This window comes from Terrabacter terrae (assembly GCF_039529575.1).
Lineage (GTDB): Bacteria > Actinomycetota > Actinomycetes > Actinomycetales > Dermatophilaceae > Terrabacter > Terrabacter terrae.
Map to the genome: position 1 here is coordinate 827,335 of NZ_BAAANB010000001.1, position 24,318 is coordinate 851,652.

Genomic DNA, 24,318 nt, shown 5'->3' on the forward strand with positions numbered 1-24,318 from the left:
ACCACGCCCGCACTCCATCGCGGTGAAACGGGACGGCATACGACCCCACCCCTCGGGTTCCGGGCGCCGGCACGTGCTCGGATAGCCTGACCGTCGTGCTCCTGCTCGCGATCGACACCTCCACGACCGCCATCACCGTCGGCCTGCACGACGGCACCTCGGTCGTCGCGGAGGCCACCACCCTCGACGCGCGGGCGCACGCCGAGCACCTGGCGCCCGGGATCGGTCGCGCGCTGGCCGAGGTCGGCGCCGCACCCGGCGACGTCACCGACGTGGTCGTGGGCATCGGGCCCGGCCCGTTCACCGGCCTCCGGGTCGGCATCGTCACCGCGCGCACCTTCGCCTTCGCGACGGGCGTGCCGGTGCGCGGACTGACCAGCCTCGACGCCATCGCGCACGAGGCGTGGCTGGCCGGTCAGCGTGGCGACCTGCTCGTCGCGACCGACGCCCGCCGCAAGGAGGTGTATGCGGCCGCGTACGTCCTCGGCGACGAGCGGGCCCAGCGCGCGAGCGACCCCGTGGTCTCGCGAGCCGCGGAGCTTCCCGAGGAGCTGCGGGCACTGCCCACCGCCGGGCGCGGCCCGGCGCTCTACGCCGACGCCCTCCCGCACGCCCTCCCGCCGCTCGACGTGAGCGGCGGCGCGCTCGCCGACCTGGCCGTGCGCCGGCTGGGCGAGCGCCCGTGCGCGGGGGACGGCGAGCTGCAGCACGTCGACCCCGGCCACGGCTTCGACGGCCTGGAGCCGCTCTACCTGCGGCGCCCCGACGTCTCGCCCGCGCCGACGTCGGCGAAGTCGACCCTCGGATGAGAGCCTCCGAGACGCGGGCGCAGCCCGGCGCGCACGTCGTGCTGCGCGAGCTCGAGTGGACCGACCTGGCCCACCTCGCCGAGCTCGAGCTGCACCTCTTCGCCGACGACGCCTGGTCGGAGCGGACGTGGTGGGCCGAGCTGGCCGCCCGACCCCGGCGCGAGTACGTCGTCGCGACGGCGCCCGACGGGACCATCGCCGGGTATGCCGGTCTCGACGTCGCGGGCGACGTGGCCGACGTCATGACCATCGCCGTCGCACCCGCCCACCAGGGCCGCGGCCTCGGGCGGCTGCTGCTCGCCGAGCTCGTCCGCCGGGCGACCGAGAGGGCGGTCGACGCGGTGCTCCTCGAGGTGCGCGCCGACAACGACGCCGCCCGCCGCCTCTACGACCGGGCGGGCTTCGAGGTCATCTCGGTGCGCCGCCGCTACTACCAACCCGGGGACGTGGACGCGCTCGTCATGCGCCTGCTCCTCACGAAGGGAGACGCATGAGCGACGAGCCCCTCGTCCTCGGCATCGAGACCTCCTGCGACGAGACCGGTGTCGGCATCGTCCGCGGGCAGACGCTGCTCGTCGACACGGTCGCCAGCAGCGTCGACGAGCACGCGCGCTTCGGCGGCGTCGTGCCGGAGGTGGCCAGCCGCGCGCACCTCGAGGCGATGGTCCCGACGATCGAGCGCGCCTGCCGCGATGCGGGTGTGGCCCTGCGCGACCTCGACGCCATCTCCGTCACCTCCGGCCCCGGGCTCGCCGGCGCCCTCCTCGTCGGCGTCGCCTCCGCCAAGGCGCTGGCCCTGGCCCTCGGCAAGCCGCTCTACGGGGTCAACCACCTGGCCTCTCACGTGGCTGTGGACATCGTCGAGCATGGTCCGCTGCCCGAGCCGACCATGGCGATGCTCGTCTCCGGGGGACACTCCTCACTCCTGCTGGTCCCCGACGTCACCAACGACGTGCGCTCGCTCGGCTCCACGATGGACGACGCGGCCGGCGAGGCGTTCGACAAGGTGGCCCGGGTCCTCGGCCTGCCCTTCCCGGGCGGGCCGCACGTGGATCGCGCTGCGCGAGAGGGCAACCGGGTCGCCATCGACTTCCCCCGCGGCCTCACCACGGGACGTGACCTCGAACGCCACCGCTTCGACTTCTCCTTCTCGGGCCTCAAGACCGCCGTGTCACGGTGGGTCGAGACCCGCCAGCGCGCCGGTGAGAGCGTGCCGGTCGCTGACGTCGCCGCGAGCTTCCAGGAGGCCGTCGTCGACGTGCTCACCCGCAAGGCGCTGCTCGCCTGCAAGGAGCACGACGTCGACCACCTGCTCATCGGCGGAGGCGTTGCCGCCAACTCCCGGCTGCGCGCCCTCGCCCAGGAGCGGTGCGAGAAGGCCGGCGTGACGTTGCGTGTCCCGCGCCCCGGGCTGTGCACCGACAACGGGGCCATGGTCGCGACGCTGGGGGCGCAGATGGTGGCGAAGGGGCGCGAGCCGAGCGACCTCGGTCTGCCCACTGACTCCTCCATGCCGGTCACTCTCGTCCAGGCGTAGGGCCTTGGGCGTGTTCTCGTCGGGCACCTGACCGCCCGCGCGGCGTGGGTTCGTCGGGCACCCGACCGCCCGCGCGGCATGAGCGTCAGCGGCCGTATGCCGGCACGCCACCTCCCAGCATCACCCGGCCGCCGCCGATGCCGCGCAGCCGGACAGCTGCCCTCCTCTGTCCCGGCAACCCACCGAAGTGCGCCATGGCGCGGTTTCGGGTTCAGTGCCGTCTTTGTCGGTCAGGGGCAGTGGGCGAGGCCCATCCTGAGCTTCAGGTCGACGACTCGGGTGGTGGCGGCTGCGACCTGTCTGGCGAACGCGGGGTCGGTCCTGGCCTTGGTGGTGATGGCGTCGTGCATGGCGGGGACGGTGCTGGGACGGGCCGTGAGGGTGATGTCGCCGCCGGCCTCGATGAAGCGGGTGGCGCGCTCACCGACCGGCACGGCCGCCACGGCCCTGGCGGCTCCGACGTCGTCGGTGATCGCCACGCCGTCGTAGGAGAGCCGGTCGCGCAGGAGGTCGGTGACGATCGCCTTGGAGAAGACGGCGTTGGTGCCGGCGTCGATGCGGCTGTAGATGGCCGAGCCCACCATGACGAGCTCGACGCCGTCCTGGATGCCGGTGCGGAACGGCTCGAGGTAGGGGTCGTTCACCGTGGTCGTGCCGTCGGTGATGCCGCGGGCCGTGACGTCGGTGTTGCCGGTGATCCGGCCGATCCCGGGGAAGTGCTTGACGGTCGCGGCGACGCCGCCGGCGCGCATGCCGGCGATGAACGCGCTGACCATCCGGGAGACCCGATCCGGATTGCTGGAGTACTGCCGGTCGTACTGCCCGATCGGTCCGTTGGCGCGGCCGATCGAGGTGGGCACCGTGTCGGCGACGGGCGCGAGGTTGACGTTGATGCCGGCCGCGCGCAGCTGCGCGGCCCAGCGGGTCGCGTCGGCGGTGAGCCCGGCGGGGGAGCCCTGGTCCTGGACGCGGGCGGACGGCATACGGCTGAAGCCGTCTCCGCGCAGCTGCTGCACGGCGCCGCCCTCCTGGTCGGCAGCGAGGAGCAGCCCGAGGCCTGCCGTGTCGGCCGTCGAAGCGAGACCGGCGAGGTGGCGCGTCGTCGCGCGCACCGCGTCGAGGCCGGCGGTCCAGCCACCGAGGAGGATCACGCCGCCGAGGTGGCGGCGGGCCACGAGCGCGTCCAGGCTCGTGCGGCTCGTGCCACTTCCCAGACCCACCATGAGCAGCTGGCCGGCGCGCTCGTCGGCGCTCATGCGGGCGACGATGGCCGGGGCGCACGAGGTCGGGGTGGCGGGCGTGCTGGTCGTCGTGCGGCCCGTGACGGGTGTCGTGGCGGGCGTCGTGGCGGTGGGCGTGGAGCTCCGGGGGGTCGTGGGCGCCTGCGTCGTCGAAGGTCGGGCTGTCGCGCCCGACGAGGAGGCGCCGGGCGCAGGGGCCGAGGTGCACGCCGCAGCGAGCGACGTGGCGGCGGCAGCCAGGACCGCAGCCGTCAGCGTGGAGGGGCGACCGCGTCTGGTGGGGCTCTGGGGCATCGTTCGAGCCTATCCCGCTGGGGTCGACCAGCACTCTGCCCCTCAGAAAGCAGCCGCCCACCCGGTACGTTGCGGATGTGACGACCCAACCCACCCCGGTCGTGCTCGACGTCGACACCGGAGTCGACGACGCGTGCGCCCTGCTCCTCGCGGCCCTGCACCCTGCTCTCGACCTGCGCGCCGTCTCTTGCGTCGGTGGCAACGCCTGCGTCGACGACGTGGTGCGCAACACCCTGCTCGTCCTCGAGACGGCCGGGCGCCCCGACGTGCCGGTGGCGCGCGGGGCGGAGCGCCCGCTGCTCGAGGCGCCGGTGAACGCACGCCACGTCCACGGCGACGACGGCATGGCCGACCTCGGCTGGGGACCGGCCGCGACGACCGCCGACCGGCGCCACGCCGTCGAGCTGCTGCGGGACGTGTGCCGTGAGGCCGCCGAGTCCGAGCGCCCCGTCACGCTCGTGCCTCTCGCCCCGCTGACGAACATCGCGCTGTTGCTGCGCACGTATCCCGACGCCGCACAGGGCATCTCGGAGATCGTGTTCATGGGCGGCGCCGCGAACGTCGGCAACGCCACCGCCTCGGCCGAGTTCAACGTCTTCCACGACCCTGAGGCGGCCGCCGTCACCCTGGATGCGGCAGCCGACCTCGGCATCCCGGTGACGATGTACGGCCTCGACGTCTTCTACGGACCGGTCGTCGCGGCCGAGGTCGTCGACGAGCTGCTCGCAGTCGGTGGTCGGGGCCCGGCCGAGCTGGGTGGCCGCCTGATTGCGTTCCAGAGCAAGCGCTTCGGGCGGGACGCCTCGACGATCGGCGACGCCGGTGCCGTGTGCGCGGTCGTCGACCGGGCCGGGCTGAAGACCGAGACGCTGCCGTTGCGCGTCGAGCTCGCGGGCACGTGGTCGCGGGGGCGCACCATCGTCGACCGCCGCGGCTGGAGCGGCGACCTGGCGCACGACCCGCACGGCGAGGCGCCGGTGCGCATCGAGGTTGCCCTCGAGGTCGACGGCCCGCGCTATGCCGCGCTGTGGGCCGACACCCTGCTCGGCCGGCTGGGGGAGCGCTGATGGGCCGCGTGGTCGTGCTCGGCTCGCTCAACGTCGACGTCGTCACCCTGGTCGAGCGGCACCCGCTGCCCGGGGAGACCCTGCTCGGTGAGGCCGGGGGCATGTTCGCCGGGGGCAAGGGCGGCAACCAGGCCGCTGCCGCAGCCCGCGCGGGCGCCGATGTGGTGATGCTCGCGCGGGTGGGTGACGACGGACCCGGCCACGCCTACCTCGACCGCCTGGCCGCGCTCGGGGTCGACACGGGCGGGGTGGCGGTGAGTGGCGGGTCGCCGACGGGCACCGCCTACATCACCGTCGACGAGCACGGCGAGAACTCCATCATCGTCGTGGCCGGGGCCAACGGGGACCGCGACCCTGCCCTCGTGCAGCGGGCGCGTGGTCTCGGGCCCGGCGACGTGCTCCTGTGCTCGCTCGAGGTGCACCTGGACACCATGGCCGACGCCGCGCGGGCCGCCCACGCGGCCGGCGCCCGGGTCGTGCTCAACCTCGCGCCGTATGCGGCCCTGCCGCCCGACGTGATCGCCCTGGCCGACCCCGTCGTGGTCAACGAGTCCGAGATGCGGGCCCTCGCCGACTCGGCGCTCGTCCCGCAGTCGCTGCTCGTGACCTTCGGGGCGGCCGGCGCGCGGTGGGGGGTGGAGGGTGTCGACGGCATACCCGTCGCGAAGCGCGACCTCGGTGACACGGTCGGTGCCGGCGACGCGTTCTGCGGGGCGCTCGCCGCGGCACTGGCCGACGGGGCGGATCCCCGGGCCGCCCTCACAGCCGCCAACGCCGCCGGCGCCGACGCCGTGCGCTGGGTCGGCGCGCAGCCGGATGCGCGGTTCTGACCGAACGCGTACCTGGCGCGTTACGTAACCCAGACGTTACGATGGGATGGTGACCGGTACCTGGGAGGCGCTGTCCGACCCGACGCGGCGTGCCATCGTCGAGCACCTCGCGTGCGAGGAGCTGACGGCAGGCCAGGTGGCCGCCCTGTTCGACACGGCTCGCCCGGGCGTCTCGAGGCACCTGCGGGTTCTCCGCGAGGCCGGCGTCGTCGAGGCGCAGGCCCTGGGTCAACGTCGCGTCTACCGGCTGGCGCCCAGCGCCCTCGACGACGTCGAGCAGTGGTGCCGCGACGTGCGCACGTTCTGGGGGCAGCGCCTCGATGCCCTCGACACCGAGATCGCCCGCGGGCAGCGGGTCAGGCGAAGGAGCAGGGATGACTGAGCTGACGAACGTGCTGGGCCGCATCGAGCAGGCGGGAGACACGGTGACGGTGGTCTTCGACCGGCACTACGCGACGACGCCCGCCGACCTGTGGCAGGCCTGCACCGACCAGGAGCGGCTCGCCCGCTGGTTCGCCCCCGTCTCGGGCGACCTGTGCGAAGGCGGCGCCTTCACGATCCACTTCGACGACGCCGACACCCCGCAGTGCCGAGTGCTCTCCTGCGAGCCGCCGCGACGGCTCGCCTGGGAGTGGCCGGTCGGTGGCGTCGCCACCCTCGTGACCGCCGAGGTTTCGGCCGACGGCGACGGAGCCCGGCTCGTCCTGCGCCACGAACGCCTCAACCCCGCCCAGGCTCCCGGGTATGCCGCGGGCTGGGACACCTACGTCCGCCGCCTCGAGGCCGACCTCGCAGGCGACCCCCTGCCGGACTGGGACACCACCTGGAGCGCCCTGAACGCCCGCTACGCCGCCGGAGAATGACGCCCTGACCCCGCGCGCCTCGTAGGGATCCGGCCTCCGCGCATCGTTCGCAACCGAGTCGAAAGACAACTCGCGTACGCGTTCGGTGGCCTCGGCAGTGACAGAACGCGTACGAGGAGCCCGTCGCGAGCGCGGACGGGCCGCTGCCGGGAGCGGCATCGGCGCCGGGATCAGCGGCGGTTCGGCGGCGCGGCGAGATTCAAGCCGGGCTGACGACGAGGGCGACCTGGCTGCCGCCGACGCGGCTCAGCACGAGGGTCGCCTCGGAGCCGCCCTTGCCGCGACCGGTCATCTTCAGCTGCCGGCGCAGCACGTCGGCGTCGAGCGTGACGCCACGCTTCTTGATGGTGACCCGGTCGTGTCCCTGGTCGCGCAGCCAGCGGGCGAGGCGCTTCGTCGACAGCGGCATCGCCTCGAGGACGCGGAAGCGCCGCGCCCACGGCAGCTCACGCGCCAGGCTGCTCGACACGTAGCCCACGCCGGAGGCGAGCTCGGCGCCGTCGACCGCCGACACGAGCGCGCCGGTCAGGCCGGCGCGGATCACGGCCCGGTCCGGCTCGTAGAGCCACTCGCCGATCTCGCCGACCGAGCGGAGGGACGGCTCGAGCATCCCCTCCGCTGCGTCGTCCTCGGAGACCACCGACGTGGAGGAGTCGGTGCAGACAGCCGCTGTCCGCCCCGGCGTGGCCACGAGCGGTCCCCACCAGACCGCGCACTCGAGCACCTCACCGTGCCACGAGGTCCACTGCGCCTCGGCGCCGCGCGGCACCGAGCCGTGCGGGAACGCGGGGGAGAGCTTCGCGCCGGTGGCCGGCACCTCGTCGGCGAAGGCGAGCACCCGCGACCACGGCGGCGAGATCGCGTCGAGGGAGAAGACCCGCTTGGTGCGGCCGCGGGCGTCGGCGACGCCGCTGACCCGCCGGGCCGGGTCGAGCCACACTCCGACATGACGTGCCGCCTCGCCTGGGGGGAGGCGTACGTCCTCGGCGAGGGCGTGGCGCACGTGCGCGGTCGGCCAATGGCGCAGGTTGACCGCCGCGATGCGCGCCGTCGCGTCGTCGGCGTCGACGGCGCGGACGGCGAGGTCGAGCCCGGCGAACGCCATGGCGTCGGCGCCCAGCCCGCACCCGAGGTCGTGGACCTCGCGAACCCCCGCGGCGGCGTACCGGTGGGCATGGCGCGCCGCGATCGCGAGGCGCGTCGACTGCTCGAGCCCGTCGGGCGTGAAGAGCATGCCGGCGGCGAAGTCGCCGAACTTCTCGGTCGCGCGCGCCCTCAGCCGCGACTGCGTCATCGCGGCGGCGACGAGGCCCGCGTCGAAGCCTGCCTCGCGCAGCCGGCGCTGCAGCTGCAGCGAGCTGGCCTCGTCGTAGGGAGGCAGCGACTGGAGCAGTGCCCACCCCTCACCCGCGGCGAGGCGGTCGACCATCGCGGCGTCCATGGGGCCATCCTGCCAGCGGCGTGACGAGTGTTGGCACTCGACTTGACCGAGTGCTAACGACAAACCTAGATTTCATCTTGTTGGCACTCTCGACCCGAAAGTGCCAACGCCCTCCTCGAGGGAGGCCGACCCCCGCGACGGCGGCCAGCCTCGAAGAGCCCACAGTCCGTCGTCAGTTTTCCGACTGTCCCGAAGGGAAGGTCACCACCGTGTCGGTTTCCATCAAGCCGCTCGAAGACCGCATCGTCGTCAAGTCCCTCGAGGCCGAGCAGACCACTGCCTCCGGCCTCGTCATCCCGGACACGGCCAAGGAGAAGCCCCAGGAGGGCGAGGTCGTCGCCGTGGGCCCCGGCCGCTTCAGCGAGAACGGCACCGAGCGCGTGCCGCTCGACGTCAAGGTCGGCGACAAGGTCATCTTCAGCAAGTACGGCGGCACCGAGGTCAAGCACGGCGGCGAGGAGTTCCTGATCCTCTCCGCTCGCGACGTCCTCGCGATCGTCGGCTGACCCAGCCGTATGCCGTGACCGCACCCCGGTGAGCCCCGCTGGGGTCTCCCCGGGGTGCGTCTCGTTTCCGCCAAGCACAGCAACCCAAGCAACCCGAGCCAAAGGAACACCATGGCCAAGCAGCTGGAGTTCGACGACTCCGCCCGCAAGTCGCTCGAGCGCGGCGTCGACGCGCTCGCCAACGCCGTCAAGGTGACGCTCGGCCCGAAGGGCCGCAACGTCGTCATCGACAAGAAGTGGGGCGCCCCCACGATCACGAACGACGGCGTCACCATCGCTCGCGAGATCGAGCTCGAGGACCCCTACGAGAACCTCGGCGCGCAGCTCGCCAAGGAGGTCGCCACCAAGACCAACGACGTCGCCGGTGACGGCACGACGACCGCGACCGTGCTCGCCCAGGCCATGGTCAAGGAGGGCCTGCGCAACGTCGCCGCCGGGGCCGCCCCCGCCGCCCTGAAGCGCGGCATGGACAAGGCCGTCACCGCGGTCAACGACCGCCTGCTCGACAACGCCCGCGAGGTCGACGGCAAGGACGAGATCGCGTCCGTCGCGACGCTCTCCGCGCAGGACGCCACCCTGGGCGGCCTCATCGGCGAGGCCTTCGACAAGGTCGGCAAGGACGGCGTCATCACCGTCGAGGAGTCCTCGACGACGGCGACCGAGCTCGAGTTCACCGAGGGCATGCAGTTCGACAAGGGCTACCTCTCGGCGTACTTCGTCACCGACACCGAGCGCATGGAGACCGTCCTCGAGGACGCCTACGTGCTCATCAACCAGGGCAAGATCTCCTCGGTCGCCGAGGTGCTCCCGGTCCTCGAGAAGGTCGTGCAGTCCGGCAAGCCGCTGCTCATCATCGCCGAGGACGTCGACGGCGAGGCCCTCTCGACGCTGGTCGTCAACAAGATCCGCGGCACCTTCAACGTGGCCGCCGTCAAGGCCCCCGGCTTCGGCGACCGCCGCAAGGCCATGCTGCAGGACATCGCCATCCTCACCGGTGGCCAGGTCATCGCCCCCGAGGTCGGGCTCAGCCTCGACCAGGCCGACCTGACGGTCCTCGGCCAGGCCCGCCGCGTGGTCCTCACCAAGGACAACACCACGATCATCGACGGTGCCGGCGAGGAGGGCGAGGTCGCAGGCCGCGTCCACCAGATCAAGGCCGAGATCGAGCGCACCGACTCCGACTGGGACCGCGAGAAGCTTCAGGAGCGCCTCGCCAAGCTCGCCGGTGGCGTCTGCGTCATCAAGGTCGGTGCCCACACCGAGGTCGAGCTCAAGGAGAAGAAGCACCGCATCGAGGACGCGATCTCCGCGACGCGCGCCGCGATCGAGGAGGGCATCGTCGCCGGTGGCGGCACCGCGCTCATCCACGCCGCCACGGCCATCGACGCGCTCGAGCTCTCGGGTGACGAGGCGACCGGTGCGTCCATCGTGCGCAAGGCCGTCGCCGAGCCGCTGCGCTGGATCGCCGAGAACGCCGGCCTCCAGGGCTACGTCGTGACCTCGAAGGTCGCCGAGCTCGAGCTGGGCCAGGGCCTCAACGCGGCGACCGGCGAGTACGGCGACCTCATCGGTGCCGGTGTCATCGACCCGGTGAAGGTGACGCGCTCGGCGCTGCGCAACGCCGAGTCCATCGCCTCGATGATCCTCACGACCGACACGCTCGTCGTGGACAAGCCCGAGGAGGAGGCCGAGGCCGGCGGCCACGGCCACGGCCACGGTCACTGAGCCACGCTGTAGTTCTCATCGGGCGGCACACGCCCGACGTACGACGAGGGCCGCTCCCCGACGGGGAGCGGCCCTCGCTCGTCCGGTCCCGCACCACCGTGGCGTGTTGCGGTGCAGAAGGACCCGTGCCGGACCTGGTGGTCGCCGACGGCCTCCCGTGGAGAAGAGCCGGCGGCCTGACGCGTGGGTCTCGGTCAGGAGGCCTGCTGGATCACGTCGTAGAGCACCTCGCGCTCGGCCTCGGTCAGCCCGCCCCACACCCCGTAGGGCTCGCGGACTTCGAGGGCGTGCGAGCGGCACTGGGTGACCACGGGACAGGCGGCGCAGACGGCCTTGGCCTGCGCGTCGCGGTTGCGGCGGCGGGGGCCCCGCTCGCCCTCGGGGTGGAAGAAGACCTCGGGGCTGACGCCTCGGCAGGCCCCGTCCAGCTGCCAGTCCCACAGGTCGGCTACCGGTCCGGGGAGGCGGGTGATCTCGGCCATGAACTCGTCTCTCGGTGGGGCGGGGAAGCCCGCGCGGCGTAGCGGCCAACTGGGTGGAAAAGGGGATTCGCTGGTCGCGGAACCGACGCTAACCGCGTACTCGATCACGGATAAAGAGCGGAATCTTAAGGACTTGTTCAAGAATTGCCATCTCGATGGCATGCTCTTCTCGGTGGGGGTTTCCGCCCGGTTGTACACATCCGGTCGGTCCCTGTCGGAGGGGTTCGGCACTAGCATGGGCCCGCTCGCAGCGAGCGCCGAGGGCGGTGAGAGCAGTGTCGCCCGCACTGACAACGAGTTCGGGGGACGAGGACCAGATGGGTCTCGGGGGGGCGACGGGGGCAGGCGTAACGCCCGGTGCCGTCGGTGCGATGGAGCGGGTGGACGCTCCGTCGCTGCGTGAGCTCGCGGCACTGGCCGGTTCCGACCCGCAGGCTCGTGACGTGCTGCTGGCTCGCATTCGCGACATGGCGGTCAGGTACTGCCGCGTCCGGCTCGGCCGCTTCGGGGCCGAGGACACTGCCCAGGACGTCGCTCAGGAGGTGTGCATGGCTGTCGTGGCCGCACTGCCGACCTACCAGGAGCGCGGCCTGCCCTTCGAGGCGTTCGTCTACACGATCACCTCCCGCAAGCTCGTCGACGCCCAGCGCGCGGCCATGCGTGGTCCGGCTCCTGTCGCCGACCTCCCCGACGGGCCGGACGAGGCCCCGTCCCCGGAGTCCGTGGCCGTGATGCGCGACGACGCCGCAACGGCGATGACGCTCATGCGGCGGCTGCCGGCCCAGCAGCGCGAGATCCTCACGCTCCGCGTCGCCGTGGGGATGAGCACCGACGAGACCGCTGCCGCACTCGGGATGTCCACCGGGGCCGTACGCGTGGCGCAGCACCGGGGGCTGACCAAGCTGCGCGCGATGATCGCCGAGAACGAGAAGGGGGACGTCGCATGACTGACCTCACCCCCATGAGCGACCTCGTCGCCGACGACCTGCTGCTCGACCGGCTGGGTGCGCGCGGCGAGGCGGGCCCCGAGCCCGTCGCCGGACTGCTCGCGGCCTTCGCCGCGCACGCCGACAGCCCGCTGCCCGCACGCCCGACACGTCGCGGGAAGGGGCGCAGGCATCGCTACCTCGGCGCCTTCGCCGCCCTGGCCATCGCGGCCTCCGGCGCCGGTGTCGCGGCGGCGGTCACGCTGCCCCACCACGGGCCCAGCAGCGAGGAGCGCGCCCGCATCGTCCAGCAGATGCAGGTCGCGGCACGCAGTGACGCCCCCAGCGCGCTGCTCTCACGTCTCGGCCTGCCCCGGGCCATCGGCACCACCGGCGCCAAGGGCCTCGTCCTGACCCGGCGGAGCGACGGAGCGATCGTGCTGCTGCCGGCCGCCCTCGTGGCCGCCACCCTTCCCGCTGCCGACGTCAAGGCTGCGGCGGGTGCCGACGAGGCCGGCGCGGCCCGGGAGGTCGCGGGCGACCAGGACGACGGCGCGCAAGGGGACGACACCGAGCACGTGGACGGAGAGCAGGGCCGCTCGGACCTCGAGCAGTCTGACGACCACGAGGGTAGAGCGGATCTGGAGTCCGGCACCGTCACTCCGGTCACTCCCAGCACTCCTGGCACTCCGGGCACCGAGCACGACGACGAGGGCTCTGCCGCGGCGGGCGCCGGCCGACCCGCCACGCCGTCCGCAGGCAGCACCGCGAAGAAGCCGACCACGGGCGAGCAGGGCGACCCGAGCAGCAGGGGCAAGAACACCGGCACCACCGGTGGCAAGGGCCGCACCAACACGACGGCCACCCTGACCGGGCCCTCAGCGCCTGCCCCGACCCCCACGGCTGCCCCCGCCCCGTCGGTGGCTGCGCCCAAGACGTCGGCGCTCGCGCAGACGCCGACCGTGCCCCAGCCGATCGCGACCAGCGCGCCCACGGCCGGCAAGCCGTCCACCGACGCGGGCAAGCCGTCCACCAGCCCGGCCAAGCCCTCGGTCACCGGGGGCAAGCCGCCCGCCACGCCGACCAGGACGGGCCTCGCGAACCCCACGGTCCCGGCCGACACGACCAGCTCGGCGTACACCACGAACCCCGCGGACACGACCAGCCCCGCGGACATCATCACGGGCGCCACTGCGCCCTGAGCGGCCCGGCTCCCCGGGGGAGCGCCGGCGTCCCCGGGCGCCCGTCCCGGACGACGGTCGGTTCGGGCCCGCTCGCGCCAGCCCGTAGAATCGCGCAATGAGCCTCGGATCGTCTGACGTGCCCGCTGCTTTCGCCCCGATGGGCCTGACGTACGACGACGTCCTGCTCCTGCCCGGCTACAGCGACCTCGCCCCGAGCGACATCGACACCACGACGCGCCTGACGCGCGAGCTGTCGATCCGCTCCCCGCTCATCTCCGCGGCCATGGACACCGTCACCGAGGCGCGGATGGCCATCGCGATGGCGCGCCAGGGCGGCCTCGGCGTGCTCCACCGCAATCTCTCCATCCAGGACCAGGCCTACCAGGTCGACCTCGTCAAGCGCACCCAGACCGGAATGATCTCCAACCCGATCACCATCGGTCCCGACCGCACCCTCGAGGAGCTCGACGCCATCTGCGGCGAGTACCGCGTCTCCGGCCTGCCCGTCATCGGCGAGGACAAGAAGCTCATCGGCATGGTGACCAACCGCGACCTTCGGTTCACCCCCGTGGCCGAGTGGGCCACGACGCTCGTGCGCGACGTCATGACGCCGATGCCGCTCATCACCGGCCCGGTCGGCATCAGCCGCGAGGAGGCCACCGCACTGCTGCGCCAGCACAAGCGCGAGCGCCTGCCGATCGTCGACGCCGAGGGTCACCTGGCCGGCCTCATCACGGTCAAGGACTTCGTCAAGGGCGAGCAGTTCCCCGACGCGAGCAACGACGCCGACGGCCGCCTCATGGTCGGCGCCGCGATCGGCTACTTCGGCGACTCGTGGGAGCGCGCGACCACCCTGATCGAGGCCGGCGTCGACGTCCTCGTCGCCGACACCGCCCACGGCCACGTGCGCCTGCTCATCGAGATGGTCCAGCGCCTCAAGAACGACCCCGCCACGCGACACGTGCAGGTCATCGGCGGCAACGTCGCGACGCGCGAGGGCGCGCAGGCGTTCGTCGATGCCGGCGCCGACGCGGTCAAGGTCGGCGTGGGTCCCGGCTCGATCTGCACGACCCGCATCGTCACCGGTGTCGGCGCGCCCCAGATCACGGCCGTCCACGCCGCAGCCGAGGCCTGCAAGCCGGCCGGGGTTCCCGTCATCGCCGACGGCGGCCTGCAGTACTCCGGCGACATCGCCAAGGCCATCGTCGCCGGCGCCGACTCCGTCATGGTCGGCTCGCTCCTCGCCGGCTGCGAGGAGAGCCCGGGCGACCTCATCTTCGTCGCGGGCAAGCAGTTCAAGACCTACCGCGGCATGGGCTCGCTCGGCGCGATGAGCAGCCGCGGCAAGAAGTCCTACTCCAAGGACCGCTACTTCCAGGCCGAGGTCGAGTCGGACGACATGATCGTGCCCGAGGGCATCGAGGGCCGCGTGGCCTACCGCGGTCCGCTGTCGGCCGTCGCCCACCAGATGCTCGGCGGCCTGCGGCAGTCGATGTTCTACGTCGGCGCCCGCTCGATCCCCGAGCTGCAGGACAAGGGCCAGTTCGTGCGCATCACCTCCGCCTCGCTCAAGGAGAGCCACCCGCACGACGTCCAGGGCATCGTCGAGGCCCCCAACTACACGGTCGGCTGACCCGGCCCGCCCCTTCGGCACGACACCACCCGAGCACGTATGCCGTCCCGCGAGGCCCGCGGGACGGCATACGTGCTCGGTGGGCGGGGTCGATAGGCTGACCCGGTGACCGAGATCGAGATTGGCCGAGGCAAGCGCGGACGGCGCGCCTACTCCTTCGACGACATCGCCGTCGTGCCCTCGCGGCGCACGCGCGACCCCGAGGAGGTCTCGGTCTCGTGGCAGATCGACGCGTACCACTTCGACATCCCGGTCATGGCTGCCCCGATGGACTCGGTCGTCTCGCCCGAGAGCGCCATCACGCTGGGCAAGCTCGGTGCGCTGCCGGTGCTCGACCTCGAGGGCCTGTGGACCCGCTACGAGGACCCGACCGCCCAGCTGCGTGAGATCGCCGAGATCGAGCCGGAGGCCGCGACGGCCCGGATGCAGCAGATCTACGCCGAGCCGATCAAGCCCGAGCTCATCACCGAGCGGCTGCGCCAGCTGCGCGAGGCCGGCGTCACGGTGGCGGGCGCGCTGTCGCCGCAGCGCACCCAGCAGCACTGGAAGACCGTGGTCGAGGCGGGCGTCGACCTCTTCGTCATCCGCGGCACGACCGTCTCGGCCGAGCACGTCTCCGGCCGGGCCGAGCCGCTCAACCTCAAGCGCTTCATCTACGAGCTCGACGTCCCGGTCATCGTCGGCGGCGCGGCGACGTACACCGCTGCCCTGCACCTCATGCGCACCGGCGCGGCAGGCGTGCTCGTCGGCTTCGGCGGCGGCGCCGCGCACACGACGCGGACGGCCCTCGGCATCCACGCCCCGATGGCCTCGGCCGTCGCCGACGTCGCCGCGGCCCGTCGTGACTACCTCGACGAGTCGGGAGGCCGCTACGTGCACGTCATCGCCGACGGCGGTGTCGGCACCTCTGGCGACATCGTCAAGGCCGTGGCCTGCGGCGCCGACGCCGTCATGCTCGGCGCGGCCCTGGCCCGGGCCGCCGACGCACCCGGTGGCGGCTACCACTGGGGTCCCGAGGCCCACCACCAGCAGCTCCCGCGCGGCGAGCGCATCGCCATCGGCGCCCAGGCCTCCATCGAGGAGATCCTGTTCGGGCCCGGGCGTCAGGCCGACGGCACGACCAACGTCATCGGTGCCCTGCGACGGGCGATGGCCACCACCGGCTACTCCGACGTCAAGGAGTTCCAGCGGGTCGAGGTCGTGGTCTCGCCCTACCTCGGAGACTGAGAGACGGCCCCCGGGAGGGCTGCGCTGTGGCGTGGGTTACTCCCGGTAGCCTGCGCCGCCGCCGCTCCCTAGGGTGAGGCCATGGAGTTCGACCACGACGTCGTCGTCATCGGGTCCGGCTTCGGCGGGTCCGTGGCTGCCCTGCGCCTCGCCGAGAAGGGCTACCGCGTCCACGTCTACGAGGCGGGGCGCCGCTTCGCGGACGAGGACTTCGCCCGCACCAGCTGGGACGTGCGGCGCTACCTGTGGGCGCCGAAGCTCGGCCTCTTCGGCGTCCAGCGCATCCACCGCCTCCCGGACTGCCTCGTCCTCGGCGGCGCCGGCGTGGGCGGCGGGTCGCTGAACTACGCCAACACGCTCTACGTGCCGCCGACGCCGTTCTTCCGCGACCGGCAGTGGAGCCACATCACCGACTGGGAGGCCGAGCTCGCCCCGCACTACGCCACCGCCCAGCGCATGCTCGGCGTGGGCGTCAACCCGTGCGAGGGCCCGGTCGAGCAGCTGATGCGTGACACGGCCACCGATCTTGGGGTCGCCGCCACCTTCAGGAAGACCCCCGTCGGCGTCTTCTTCGGCGAGCCGGGCAAGCGCGTGCCCGACCCCTACTTCGGCGGGGAGGGTCCGGCCCGCACCGGCTGCACCGAGTGCGGCAACTGCATGGTCGGCTGTCGGGTCGGCGCCAAGAACACGCTGGTCAAGAACTACCTCGCCCTCGCGGAGCGGCGCGGCGTCGTCGTCGAGCCGTTGCGCACCGTCACCCGAGTCCGGCCGCTCGACCCCGCTGCGCCGGAGCAGGGGTATGCCGTCACGACCGTCCGCAGCGGGGCGTGGGGTCGCCGGTGGGCTGGGGAGCGCACCGTCACCGCGGGCCAGGTGGTCGTCGCGGCCGGCGCGTGGGGCACCGCGCAGCTGCTGCAGGCGATGAAGGCCGAGCCTCAGGGGCGCGGGCTGCCGCACATCTCCGACCGGCTCGGCGAGCTGACGCGCACCAACTCCGAGGCGCTCGGTGGCGCCATGACCGCGCGGGTCCCCGACGGCGTGGACCTCACCAAGGGGGTGGCGATCACCTCCAGCTTCCACGTCTCGGACACCACGCACGTCGAGAACTGCCGCTACGGCAAGGGCTCGAACCTCATGGGAGCGCTCGCGGTGATGCAGGTCGACGGCGGCGGACGCATACCCCGGTGGGTGCGCTTCGCGGGGGAGGCGGCGCGGCACCCGTGGGTCTTCGCGCGGTCGCTCTCGACCCGGCGCTGGAGCGAGCGCACCGTCATCGCCCTCGTCATGCAGACGAGCGACAACTCGATCACCGTCGGGCGCAAGCGGGGCCTCCTCGGCTGGCGGCTGACCTCGAGGCAGGGCCACGGCGCGCCCAACCCGACCTACATCCCCGAGGGCAACACCGCCGTCCGCGCCATGGCGACGCAGCTCGAACGCACGACGGGGGAGCGCGCGTGGCCGGGGTCGTCGGTCGGGGAGATCTTCGACATCCCGATGACGGCGCACTTCCTCGGCGGCGCGGTCATCTCCGACTCGCCCGAGCACGGCGTCATCGACCCGTACCACCGGGTGTGGGGCTACCCGGGGCTGCACGTCCTCGACGGGGCGGCGGTGTCGGCCAACCTCGGCGTCAACCCGAGCCTGACGATCACCGCCCAGGCCGAGCGTGCCGTGTCGCTGTGGCCGATTCCAGGTGAGCCGGACCGACGCCCGGCCCAGGGAGAGGCGTACCGGCTCGTCGACGCCTGACGACGAAAGCGGGTGAGGCCGTCACCCCTCAGAGACGGCCCCACCCAACGGTGCGGGTCCTAACCGGTCGAGAAACGACCCGGCACCGCGCTGGAAACGAGGCAGGACGGGCAGGGTTACGCCCTGTGCGAATTCTGCGAGAAGAAACGTGCACGCCGCCGTCGGTCGAGGGTTGGGCGGCGACCGCGACCACGCTGTCCGGCGCGGGTCAGCGGGCAGGCTGCGGCTCGTCCCGCCACGAGCGCCAGAGCGCGGCGTAGGCCCCGCCCGCCCCGAGCAGCTCCTCGTGCGAGCCGATCTCGCTGATCCGACCGTCCTCGACGACGCAGACGCGGTCGGCATCGTGCGCTGTCATGAGCCGGTGGGCGATGGCCACGACCGTGCGGCCCTCGACGACCGCGGCCAGCGACCGCTCCAGGTGCCGCGCCGCGCGGGGGTCGAGCAGCGAGGTGGCCTCGTCGAGCACCAGCGTGTGCGGGTCCGCGAGGACGAGCCGGGCCAGGGCGAGCTGCTGGGCCTGGGGCTCGCTCAACCGGTGGCCGCCGGAGCCCACGAGGGTCGCGAGGCCCTCGGGCAGCCGCTCCGCCCAGTCCCGTGCGTCGACCGCCTCGAGCGCCTCGAGCAGCTGCTCGCGCGAGGCGTCCGGGCGTGCGAGACGCAGGTTGTCCTCGAGCGACCCGACGAAGACGTGGTGCTCCTGGGTCACGAGCGCCACCTGCCCGCGCAGCCGGGCCAGCTCGAGGTCCACCAGGCGCACCCCGCCGACCTCGACGCGGCCCTCGCGAGGACCGTCGATTCCGGCCATGAGCCGCCCGAGGGTCGACTTGCCGGCACCGGAGGGCCCGACGATCGCGAGGCGCTCGCCGGGGCGCAGGTCGAGGCTCACCCCGCGGAGCACGTCGCGGCCCGCGCGGTAGGAGTAGTGGACGTCGGCCGCCTTCAGGCGGTCGTCGGCGGGCTCCTCGCCCGTCGCGGCACGGTCGGGCGGCACGTCGGCGATGCCGATGACGCGGGCGAGTGACGTCGCGCCGATCTGGATCTCGTCGAGCCAGGAGATCAGCTCGTCGAGCGGACCGGCCATCTGCTGGACGTAGAGCGCCACCGCGGTGACCGTGCCCGCCGTGGCGAGGTCCTGCGAGATGAGGAAGCCGCCCCACAGGAGGGTGACCGCGACCGGCGCGAAGAAGGCGAACTCGACCGAGGGGAACCACCGCAGGCGCAGCCCCAGGGTGTAGAGCTCGGCGTCGTAGCAGTCGCGCAGGGCGTCGTCCATGCGCCGGCGGCGCCGGCTGCGCAGGCCGAGGGCCTCGATGGTGCGCCCGCCGTCGGCGGACTCGGTGACGACCCCGTTGAGGACGGCGTACGTGGCCCGCTCGCGGAGGTATCCGTTTGGCGCGTGCCGCAGGTAGCGCCGGGTCGACAGCACGAGGATCGGCACCCCGACGAGGACGCCGAGTGCGACCTGCCATCCCGTGACGAACGCGGCCACGACCGTGATGACGGTGGTCACGGAGCCGACGAAGATCGCGGGGATGCCGAAGCGGATGACTCTCGAGAGCGCCTCCACGTCGTTGGTCGTGCGTGAGACGAGGTCGCCCGTGCCGGCCCGCTCGACGGTCGAGAGCGGCAGCTCGACGACGCGCTCCATGAACTGCTCGCGCAGCTCGGCGAAGATCGTCTCGCCGAGGACGAACGAGGCGCGCCGGGCGAACCACGTGGTCACCGTCTGCACGACCACGGCGGCGGCGATCCACAGCGCGAGCCGGTTGACGACCGCGAGCGACCGGCCGTGGCTGATCTCGTCGACGAGCAGGCCGATGACACGAGGAGCGACGAGCGCGGCGACGGCTGCGACGGCGTGCAGGCCGATGACCACGAGGATGCTGCGGCGGTGCCGGCGGGCGAGCCCCCGGGTGTGTGCTTTGACCGAGGCCATGTCGGCCACGGGCAGCGAACGTGCGGACGCCGGGGACGGGGCCGGTGCCTGCGACATCAGTCCTCCTCTCCTCGGACGACGGTGCGTCGGTAGTCGGGTGTGCCGGCCATCAGCTCGGCGTGGGTGCCGGTCGCCGCGACGCGGCCGTCCCGGAGGAACACGACGGAGTCGGCCCGGTCGAGCAGCAGCGGGCTGGCCGACATCACGACCGTCGTGCGCCCGGCGCGGGCTGCGGTGAGGCGGCCGGCGATGCGGGACTCGGTGTGGGCGTCGACCGCGCTGGTGGGCTCGACGAGCACGAGTGTCTCGGCACCGGTGAGCAGCGCGCGGGTCAGGGCCAGGCGCTGGCGCTGGCCGCCGGAGAAGGCCCGGCCGCGCTCCTCGACCTCGTTGTCCAGGCCGCCGGGCAGCGCTTCGAGCACGTCGTCACCGCTGGCGACGGCGAGGGCGTCCAGGATCGCGGCGTCGTCGTGCTGGCCCCACGGGTCGAGCTCCTCGCGCAGCGTCCCGGTGAACAGCCGCGGGTCGCTCTCGGAGACGACGATGCGCCGTCGCACCTCGGCGAGTGAGGCGTCGGCCAGGCGGGTGCCGTCGAGGCGCACGTCGGTCTCGCCCGCGCCGAACCGGCCCAGGCGGTCGGCGAGGGCCGCCGACTCCTCCGGCCGGGCGCAGACGACCACGGTGAAGCGGCCCGGCTCGACGGTCACCCCGCTGTCCGGGTCGTGCAGCGCGGCGGCCTCTGCGGGGAGGGGCTGCGGGTGCTCCGTCTCGTCCTGGTCGGGGCGCACCCGGAGGACGCGGGTCAGCTTGCCGGCGCCGATGTGGGCCCGCGTGGCCCGGTCGACCATCTCGGTGGCGGTGCGCAGCGGGATGACGAGGAAGGCCGTGTAGCCGTAGAACGCGACGAGCTGGCCCGCCGTGATCTCACCCTCGATCGCGAAGCGGGCGCCCAGCCAGACGACGACGAGCACGAAGATCCCCGGCAGCAGCACCTGGGCGGCGTCGAGCGCGGCCTGGTAGCCCGCCACCCGGTTGCCGACCTGTCGCACGGACTGCGACTGGACGGCATACCTCGTCAGGAAGCTGTGCTCGCCCCCGATCCCGCGCAGCACGCGCAGGCCCGCGACGGTGTCGGCGCCGAGGCCGATGAGCGTTCCGGACTCCTCGCGCTGGGCGAGCTGGCGCGACTGGAGCGGGCGGACGATGAAGGTCAGGCAGGCGACGAGGACGGGGACGCCGATGAGGACCACGAGCCCGAGCGGGGTGGAGGCGCCCAGCAGGATCAGCGCCACGACGACGTAGGAGACGACGGCTCCGGCGAACCGGGCCGAGACGTCGTAGAGCCCGCCGATGCGCATCGCGTCCGAGCTGACCGTGGCGACGACGTCGCCGGTCGGGACGGTGCGGGTCAGGGCCTCGCCGGTGTCGGCCGCCTTGTGGCCGATCAGCTGCGCGGAGCGGAACGCGCCCTGCATCCAGTTCATCACGGCGTACTTGTGGCGCATCGCGCCCGAGGCGGCGCTCAGCACGACGAGACCGACGAGGATGAGGCACCACCGCAGCAGAGCGCCGGGGTCGCCGCCGATGATGCCCTCGTCGATCGCCTTGCCCATCGCGGCGGGGAAGAGCGCCTGGCTCACGAGCCACACGATGCCGAAGGCGATCGCCACCACGAGGGTGCGCCACTGGCCCTTGCCGACCCACGTCAGGTATGCCGTCGGGCTGGTCAGGTCGGGCGTGCCTGGGTCGGCATGGGGCAGCGAGATCACTTGCTGCAGTTTAGGTTCGGAGGCGTGGGCGCCTCACGTCATTTTCTGCCGTGGTGTCCGCTCACGGCGCCGGGCCGGGACGCGAGCGCTCCAGGGCCTCCGACAGCTCGTCCACCTCGAGGGTGTCGGCGTCGACGCTCCGGTTGCGGTAGGCCGCGCGGCCGACGAGGTGAGCTGACACGGGTGAGGTGAAGAACTGGGTGGCGGCGAGCAGCACGAGCGTCGTGACGGCGGCCCAGGTGCGCAGGGTCAGGGCCAGGCCGGAGAGGATGAGGATCAGGCCGAGGGTCTGCGGCTTGGTGGCGGCGTGCAGCCGCGAGAGCGTGTCGGGGAACCGAGCCAGGCCGACGGCTCCGGCGAGGCAGAGGAACGCGCCGAGGAGGAGGCAGACCGCTCCCGCGCCGTCGAGCAGGGACCACCAGCTCATGGCCGCTCACCTTCCCCGGTGCCCTGGTCGGTGCGCCGGCCGGTGCCCTTGTCAGTGCCCTTGTCGGTGCCCTTGTCGGTGCCCTTGTCGGTGCCCTTGTCGGTGCGCTGCTCGGTGCGCTCACGGAGGACGGCTGCCGGGTCGTCGGAGTCTCGGGAGAGGAACCGGGTCACGGCCACCCCGCCGACGAAGCCGACGAGGCCGAGGATCATCAGCAGCGGCAGGTAGGTCGTCGTCCGCTGGCGCGCCGACTCGAGCGCGACGCCCGCGATGACGATGACGAGCAGGATCTCGGCGGCGATGATGCGGTCGAGGTTGCCCGGACCCTTGAACAGCCGGACGACGACGAGGGCCGCTGCTGCACCGAGCATCGCGAGGGCGGCCGCGATGACGACGGTCATGGCGTCTCCTCCTCGTCCAAGGGTTCGGCTGGGTCGGCGGGGTGGGCGGGGTCGGTGCGGCCGGTGGCGGGGGCTGGGGGTGTCCCCGGCCACGGCGAGCCGGTCTCGAGGGCGGCGATCTCCTCACGGGAGCCGATGGCCCGCACGACGCGTCGCTCGACGGCGAGGGCGTTGGCACGCTGGCCCTCGATGCGGCCCTCGCGCTCGACGTCGAGCAGGTGCAGGTAGAGCACCGAGGTGGACCGCCGCGCCTCGACCACGACCGAGCCCGGCACGAGGGCGACGAGCTCGGCCGTGAGCGTCAGGTAGAGGTCCGACCGCGAGCGCAGCTGCACCTCGATGACGGCGTTGCGCGGGCGACGCCCACCGAAGGCGAGGCGCATCACCTGCCACGAGGACTCGACGAGGTCGAGGAGGAACCGCCCGATGAGCAGCGCCACCCGGTGCGGCCGCAGCCGCCCGTGGAACTCGATGGACGGAAGCGGGAACGCGTACGTGACCAGCAGGCCGACGAGGACGCCGTTGACGACGTTGCCCCAGCTGACGCGGTCCCACAGCAGCACCCAGGCGAGGGCGATGGTGGCGACGGCCCGCGGCTGGAGGACCCGCCGCCGGCGCGGCCGCGCGGGCACCGGGGACGCGGTCTGAGTGCTGGGTGAGTCCGTCATCGGCGAACCTCCTCGGGCAGGACGCTGGTGACGTAGGGCGCGCGGCTCGTGAGGTCCGCCGCCGCCCGCTGGGTGAAGGCGTAGAGGGGACCGGCGACGACGGTGATGAGCAGTCCCACGGCCGTCATGGCGGCCGTGGCGGCGAGCATGGTCCGTGGCAGGGTGCGGGCGGGCGCCTCGACGAGGACGGCGACGCCGCCGTCACCACCGCCACCGCCACCGCCACCGGCGGCGGGCGTGGGCGACCGGGGCGCGTCGGCGAGGGTGCGCCAGAAGGCCTGGCTCCACACCTTGGCGAGGGCGTAGAGCGTGAGCAGGCTCGTCACGATGCCGCCCACCACGAGCAGCCACGCGAGCGGTGTGCCGACCGCGATGCCGGCGTCGAGGAGGCCGACCTTGGCGAGGAAGCCGGACAGCGGCGGGATGCCCGAGAGGTTCATCGCGGAGACGAAGAAGAGCGTCGCGAGCACGGGGGAGGCGACGGCCAGCCCGCCGAGACGGTCGAGCGAGGTGGTGCCGGCGAGTCGCTCGACCAGGCCGGTGATGAGGAAGAGCGCCGTCTGGATCGTGATGTGGTGGGCGACGTAGAAGATGGCGCCCGCCGTGCCGGCCGGGGTTGCCAGGGCGATGCCGAAGACCATGTAGCCGATGTGGCTCACCAAGGTGAAGGACAGGATCCTCTTCAGTCCGGACTGCGACACGGCGCCGAGGATGCCGACCACCATCGTCAGCAGCGCTGCCCACATCAGCAGGCCCTGCAACGGCGAGTCGGGGAAGAGCAGCGTCTGCACCCGGATGATCGCGTAGACCCCGACCTTCGTCAGCAGCCCGGCGAAGACCGCCGTCACCGGTGCCGGCGCGGTCGGGTAGCTGTCCGGCAGCCACGCCGACATCGGGAAGATCGCCGCCTTGATGGCGAAGGCCGTGAGCAGGCAGAGCTGCAGCACGAGCGCGACGGCGGGGGAGAGGTGACCGATGCGGACCGAGAGCTGGGCGAGGTTGACGGTGCCCGTGGCGGCATACACGGCGGCGATGCCGACCAGGAAGAGCGCGGAGCTGAGGAGGCTGACGACGACGTAGGTGGTGCCCGCGTGGATGCGGGCGGCCGCGCCGCCGACGGTGAGCAGGACGTAGGAGCTGAACAGCAGGATCTCGAAGCCGACGAAGAGGTTGAACAGGTCGCCCGCGAGGAAGGCGTTGGACACGCCGGCGGCGAGCACGAGGTAGGTCGGGTGGAAGATCGTGAGCGGGGTCTCACTCTCGCCCTCCTCCTCGCTCTCGGCCCGGCCCTGCCCGATGGCGAAGACGAGCACGAGCAGGGTGACGATGCTCGACACGAGCAGCATGAGGGCGCTGAGGCGGTCGGCGACGAGCGAGATGCCGAGCGGCTCCTGCCACGCGCCCAGCCACAGCACCTGCGGGCCGCCGACATCGGTCTGCCACACGAGCACCCCCGCGACGGCCACGACGGCGGCGAGCACGGCGATGCTCACGCCGCGCTGCAGCCGCGGCGAGCGCCGGAAGGCGAGGGTGAGCGCCGCCCCCAGCAGCGGCAGCAGGACGGGGAGCGGGACGAGGTCGGGCACGCGCAGGCCTGTCATGA

General features: G+C 72.9%; 22 protein-coding genes and 2 pseudogenes. 15 read left to right on the forward strand and 9 right to left on the reverse strand.

The window, feature by feature from the left end; genetic code table 11:
* The first annotated feature begins 95 nt into the window (after nt 1-95).
* Genes tsaB through tsaD form a run of 3 tightly spaced genes read left to right on the forward strand, consistent with a single transcriptional unit; the run spans nt 96 to nt 2,346 of the window.
* Nucleotides 96-809 (forward strand): tRNA (adenosine(37)-N6)-threonylcarbamoyltransferase complex dimerization subunit type 1 TsaB, encoded by a 714-nt coding sequence (gene tsaB, locus ABD194_RS03785; RefSeq protein ID WP_343987752.1) that lies wholly within the window; start codon nt 96-98, stop codon nt 807-809.
* Nucleotides 806-1,303 (forward strand): ribosomal protein S18-alanine N-acetyltransferase, encoded by a 498-nt coding sequence (rimI, locus tag ABD194_RS03790; protein WP_343987756.1) that lies wholly within the window; start codon nt 806-808, stop codon nt 1,301-1,303. Before tsaB ends, rimI begins: the two co-directional genes overlap by 4 nt.
* Nucleotides 1,300-2,346, forward strand: a complete 1,047-nt coding sequence (tsaD, locus tag ABD194_RS03795; protein WP_343987759.1) for a tRNA (adenosine(37)-N6)-threonylcarbamoyltransferase complex transferase subunit TsaD — start codon at nt 1,300-1,302, stop codon at nt 2,344-2,346. Before rimI ends, tsaD begins: the two co-directional genes overlap by 4 nt.
* Nucleotides 2,347-2,576: 230 nt before the next feature.
* On the opposite strand, the gene ABD194_RS03800 is transcribed toward tsaD, so the two are convergent.
* The gene (locus tag ABD194_RS03800; protein ID WP_343987762.1) at nt 2,577-3,881 is read right to left on the reverse strand and encodes a glycoside hydrolase family 3 N-terminal domain-containing protein; all 1,305 of its coding nucleotides are present in this window, start codon (nt 3,879-3,881) and stop codon (nt 2,577-2,579) included.
* A gap of 77 nt (nt 3,882-3,958) precedes the next feature.
* Here ABD194_RS03800 and ABD194_RS03805 point away from each other — a divergent pair, with 77 nt between their 5' ends.
* The 4 genes from ABD194_RS03805 to ABD194_RS03820 are packed head-to-tail and all read left to right on the forward strand — an operon-like array spanning nt 3,959 to nt 6,641.
* On the forward strand, nt 3,959-4,948 hold the full coding sequence (locus tag ABD194_RS03805) for a nucleoside hydrolase (protein ID WP_343987765.1): 990 nt from the start codon (nt 3,959-3,961) through the stop codon (nt 4,946-4,948).
* Nucleotides 4,948-5,778: a PfkB family carbohydrate kinase gene (locus tag ABD194_RS03810; RefSeq protein ID WP_343987768.1), complete on the forward strand. Its 831-nt coding sequence runs from the start codon at nt 4,948-4,950 to the stop codon at nt 5,776-5,778. Before ABD194_RS03805 ends, ABD194_RS03810 begins: the two co-directional genes overlap by 1 nt.
* A 49-nt stretch (nt 5,779-5,827) precedes the next feature.
* Complete coding sequence (locus tag ABD194_RS03815; RefSeq protein WP_343987771.1) at nt 5,828-6,160, forward strand: metalloregulator ArsR/SmtB family transcription factor; 333 nt, start codon at nt 5,828-5,830, stop codon at nt 6,158-6,160.
* Nucleotides 6,153-6,641: an SRPBCC family protein gene (locus tag ABD194_RS03820; RefSeq protein WP_343987774.1), complete on the forward strand. Its 489-nt coding sequence runs from the start codon at nt 6,153-6,155 to the stop codon at nt 6,639-6,641. Before ABD194_RS03815 ends, ABD194_RS03820 begins: the two co-directional genes overlap by 8 nt.
* Before the next feature lie 199 nt (nt 6,642-6,840).
* On the opposite strand, the gene ABD194_RS03825 is transcribed toward ABD194_RS03820, so the two are convergent.
* Nucleotides 6,841-8,082, reverse strand: coding sequence for a class I SAM-dependent methyltransferase (locus tag ABD194_RS03825; protein ID WP_343987777.1), 1,242 nt, complete (start codon nt 8,080-8,082; stop codon nt 6,841-6,843).
* Between the two features lie 209 nt (nt 8,083-8,291).
* Between ABD194_RS03825 and groES the strand changes: the two genes are divergently transcribed.
* Nucleotides 8,292-8,588 carry a co-chaperone GroES gene (gene groES, locus ABD194_RS03830; RefSeq protein WP_142205984.1) on the forward strand — a complete coding sequence of 99 codons (297 nt, stop codon included), beginning with the start codon at nt 8,292-8,294 and terminating at the stop codon, nt 8,586-8,588.
* A 111-nt stretch (nt 8,589-8,699) separates the two neighbouring features.
* Nucleotides 8,700-10,313 (forward strand): chaperonin GroEL, encoded by a 1,614-nt coding sequence (gene groL, locus ABD194_RS03835; RefSeq protein ID WP_343987781.1) that lies wholly within the window; start codon nt 8,700-8,702, stop codon nt 10,311-10,313.
* 194 nt (nt 10,314-10,507) lie between these two features.
* On the opposite strand, the gene ABD194_RS03840 is transcribed toward groL, so the two are convergent.
* Nucleotides 10,508-10,795, reverse strand: coding sequence for a WhiB family transcriptional regulator (locus ABD194_RS03840; RefSeq protein ID WP_343987784.1), 288 nt, complete (start codon nt 10,793-10,795; stop codon nt 10,508-10,510).
* Between the two features lie 371 nt (nt 10,796-11,166).
* Here ABD194_RS03840 and ABD194_RS03845 point away from each other — a divergent pair, with 371 nt between their 5' ends.
* The 5 genes from ABD194_RS03845 to ABD194_RS03865 all read left to right on the forward strand — a co-directional run bounded on the left by ABD194_RS03845 (nt 11,167) and on the right by ABD194_RS03865 (nt 17,514).
* Nucleotides 11,167-11,742 carry a sigma-70 family RNA polymerase sigma factor gene (locus tag ABD194_RS03845; protein WP_343987787.1) on the forward strand — a complete coding sequence of 192 codons (576 nt, stop codon included), beginning with the start codon at nt 11,167-11,169 and terminating at the stop codon, nt 11,740-11,742.
* Nucleotides 11,739-12,923 (forward strand): hypothetical protein, encoded by a 1,185-nt coding sequence (locus tag ABD194_RS03850; protein ID WP_343987790.1) that lies wholly within the window; start codon nt 11,739-11,741, stop codon nt 12,921-12,923. Before ABD194_RS03845 ends, ABD194_RS03850 begins: the two co-directional genes overlap by 4 nt.
* A 97-nt stretch (nt 12,924-13,020) precedes the next feature.
* Entirely contained in the window at nt 13,021-14,538 is a 1,518-nt protein-coding gene (guaB, locus tag ABD194_RS03855; RefSeq protein WP_343987793.1) for an IMP dehydrogenase, read from the forward strand.
* Nucleotides 14,539-14,643: 105 nt separating this feature from the next.
* On the forward strand, nt 14,644-15,765 hold the full coding sequence (locus tag ABD194_RS03860) for a GuaB3 family IMP dehydrogenase-related protein (protein ID WP_343987796.1): 1,122 nt from the start codon (nt 14,644-14,646) through the stop codon (nt 15,763-15,765).
* A gap of 81 nt (nt 15,766-15,846) precedes the next feature.
* Nucleotides 15,847-17,514, forward strand: coding sequence for a GMC oxidoreductase (locus tag ABD194_RS03865; protein WP_343987798.1), 1,668 nt, complete (start codon nt 15,847-15,849; stop codon nt 17,512-17,514).
* Nucleotides 17,515-17,722: 208 nt separating this feature from the next.
* Here the strand turns inward: ABD194_RS03865 and ABD194_RS03870 are convergent, their stop codons facing one another.
* The 3 genes from ABD194_RS03870 to mnhG form a co-directional block, all read right to left on the reverse strand.
* A complete protein-coding gene (locus tag ABD194_RS03870; protein WP_343987801.1) occupies nt 17,723-19,507 on the reverse strand; it encodes an ABC transporter ATP-binding protein in 1,785 nt (594 codons plus the stop codon).
* The gene (locus ABD194_RS03875; protein ID WP_343987804.1) at nt 19,507-21,219 is read right to left on the reverse strand and encodes an ABC transporter ATP-binding protein; all 1,713 of its coding nucleotides are present in this window, start codon (nt 21,217-21,219) and stop codon (nt 19,507-19,509) included. The genes ABD194_RS03870 and ABD194_RS03875 overlap by 1 nt, the downstream gene beginning before the upstream one ends.
* 61 nt (nt 21,220-21,280) lie before the next feature.
* Nucleotides 21,281-21,646 (reverse strand): monovalent cation/H(+) antiporter subunit G, encoded by a 366-nt coding sequence (gene mnhG / locus ABD194_RS03880; protein ID WP_343987807.1) that lies wholly within the window; start codon nt 21,644-21,646, stop codon nt 21,281-21,283.
* Between the two features lie 23 nt (nt 21,647-21,669).
* On the opposite strand from mnhG, the pseudogene ABD194_RS21575 reads away from it, so the two are divergent.
* Nucleotides 21,670-21,720, forward strand: a pseudogene (locus ABD194_RS21575) (hypothetical protein); the annotation flags it as partial.
* A 96-nt stretch (nt 21,721-21,816) separates the two neighbouring features.
* On the opposite strand, the pseudogene ABD194_RS21580 reads toward ABD194_RS21575, so the two are convergent.
* The 3 genes and pseudogenes from ABD194_RS21580 to ABD194_RS03895 form a co-directional block, all read right to left on the reverse strand.
* Nucleotides 21,817-22,047 (reverse strand): annotated as a pseudogene (locus tag ABD194_RS21580) (MrpF/PhaF family protein); the annotation flags it as partial.
* Nucleotides 22,044-22,715 (reverse strand): Na+/H+ antiporter subunit E, encoded by a 672-nt coding sequence (locus tag ABD194_RS03890; RefSeq protein WP_343987813.1) that lies wholly within the window; start codon nt 22,713-22,715, stop codon nt 22,044-22,046. The gene ABD194_RS03890 and the pseudogene ABD194_RS21580, both read right to left, overlap by 4 nt.
* On the reverse strand, nt 22,712-24,316 hold the full coding sequence (locus tag ABD194_RS03895; protein WP_343988214.1) for a Na+/H+ antiporter subunit D: 1,605 nt from the start codon (nt 24,314-24,316) through the stop codon (nt 22,712-22,714). The genes ABD194_RS03890 and ABD194_RS03895 overlap by 4 nt, the downstream gene beginning before the upstream one ends.
* Nucleotides 24,317-24,318 lie beyond the last annotated feature (2 nt).

Excerpts from the sequence above, each read along its gene's own strand:
- rimI (WP_343987756.1), top strand. The coding sequence starts at position 806 with ATGAGAGCCTCCGAGACGCGGGCGCAGCCCGGCGCGCACGTCGTGCTG.
- tsaD (WP_343987759.1), top strand. The coding sequence starts at position 1,300 with ATGAGCGACGAGCCCCTCGTCCTCGGCATCGAGACCTCCTGCGACGAG.
- ABD194_RS03800 (WP_343987762.1), bottom strand. The coding sequence starts at position 3,881 with ATGCCCCAGAGCCCCACCAGACGCGGTCGCCCCTCCACGCTGACGGCT.
- ABD194_RS03810 (WP_343987768.1), top strand. The coding sequence starts at position 4,948 with ATGGGCCGCGTGGTCGTGCTCGGCTCGCTCAACGTCGACGTCGTCACC.
- ABD194_RS03820 (WP_343987774.1), top strand. The coding sequence starts at position 6,153 with ATGACTGAGCTGACGAACGTGCTGGGCCGCATCGAGCAGGCGGGAGAC.
- ABD194_RS03825 (WP_343987777.1), bottom strand. The coding sequence starts at position 8,082 with ATGGACGCCGCGATGGTCGACCGCCTCGCCGCGGGTGAGGGGTGGGCA.
- groL (WP_343987781.1), top strand. The coding sequence starts at position 8,700 with ATGGCCAAGCAGCTGGAGTTCGACGACTCCGCCCGCAAGTCGCTCGAG.
- ABD194_RS03840 (WP_343987784.1), bottom strand. The coding sequence starts at position 10,795 with ATGGCCGAGATCACCCGCCTCCCCGGACCGGTAGCCGACCTGTGGGAC.
- ABD194_RS03845 (WP_343987787.1), top strand. The coding sequence starts at position 11,167 with ATGGAGCGGGTGGACGCTCCGTCGCTGCGTGAGCTCGCGGCACTGGCC.
- ABD194_RS03850 (WP_343987790.1), top strand. The coding sequence starts at position 11,739 with ATGACTGACCTCACCCCCATGAGCGACCTCGTCGCCGACGACCTGCTG.
- guaB (WP_343987793.1), top strand. The coding sequence starts at position 13,021 with ATGAGCCTCGGATCGTCTGACGTGCCCGCTGCTTTCGCCCCGATGGGC.
- ABD194_RS03865 (WP_343987798.1), top strand. The coding sequence starts at position 15,847 with ATGGAGTTCGACCACGACGTCGTCGTCATCGGGTCCGGCTTCGGCGGG.
- ABD194_RS03870 (WP_343987801.1), bottom strand. The coding sequence starts at position 19,507 with ATGTCGCAGGCACCGGCCCCGTCCCCGGCGTCCGCACGTTCGCTGCCC.
- mnhG (WP_343987807.1), bottom strand. The coding sequence starts at position 21,646 with ATGAGCTGGTGGTCCCTGCTCGACGGCGCGGGAGCGGTCTGCCTCCTC.
- ABD194_RS03890 (WP_343987813.1), bottom strand. The coding sequence starts at position 22,715 with ATGACGGACTCACCCAGCACTCAGACCGCGTCCCCGGTGCCCGCGCGG.
- ABD194_RS03895 (WP_343988214.1), bottom strand. The coding sequence starts at position 24,316 with ATGACAGGCCTGCGCGTGCCCGACCTCGTCCCGCTCCCCGTCCTGCTG.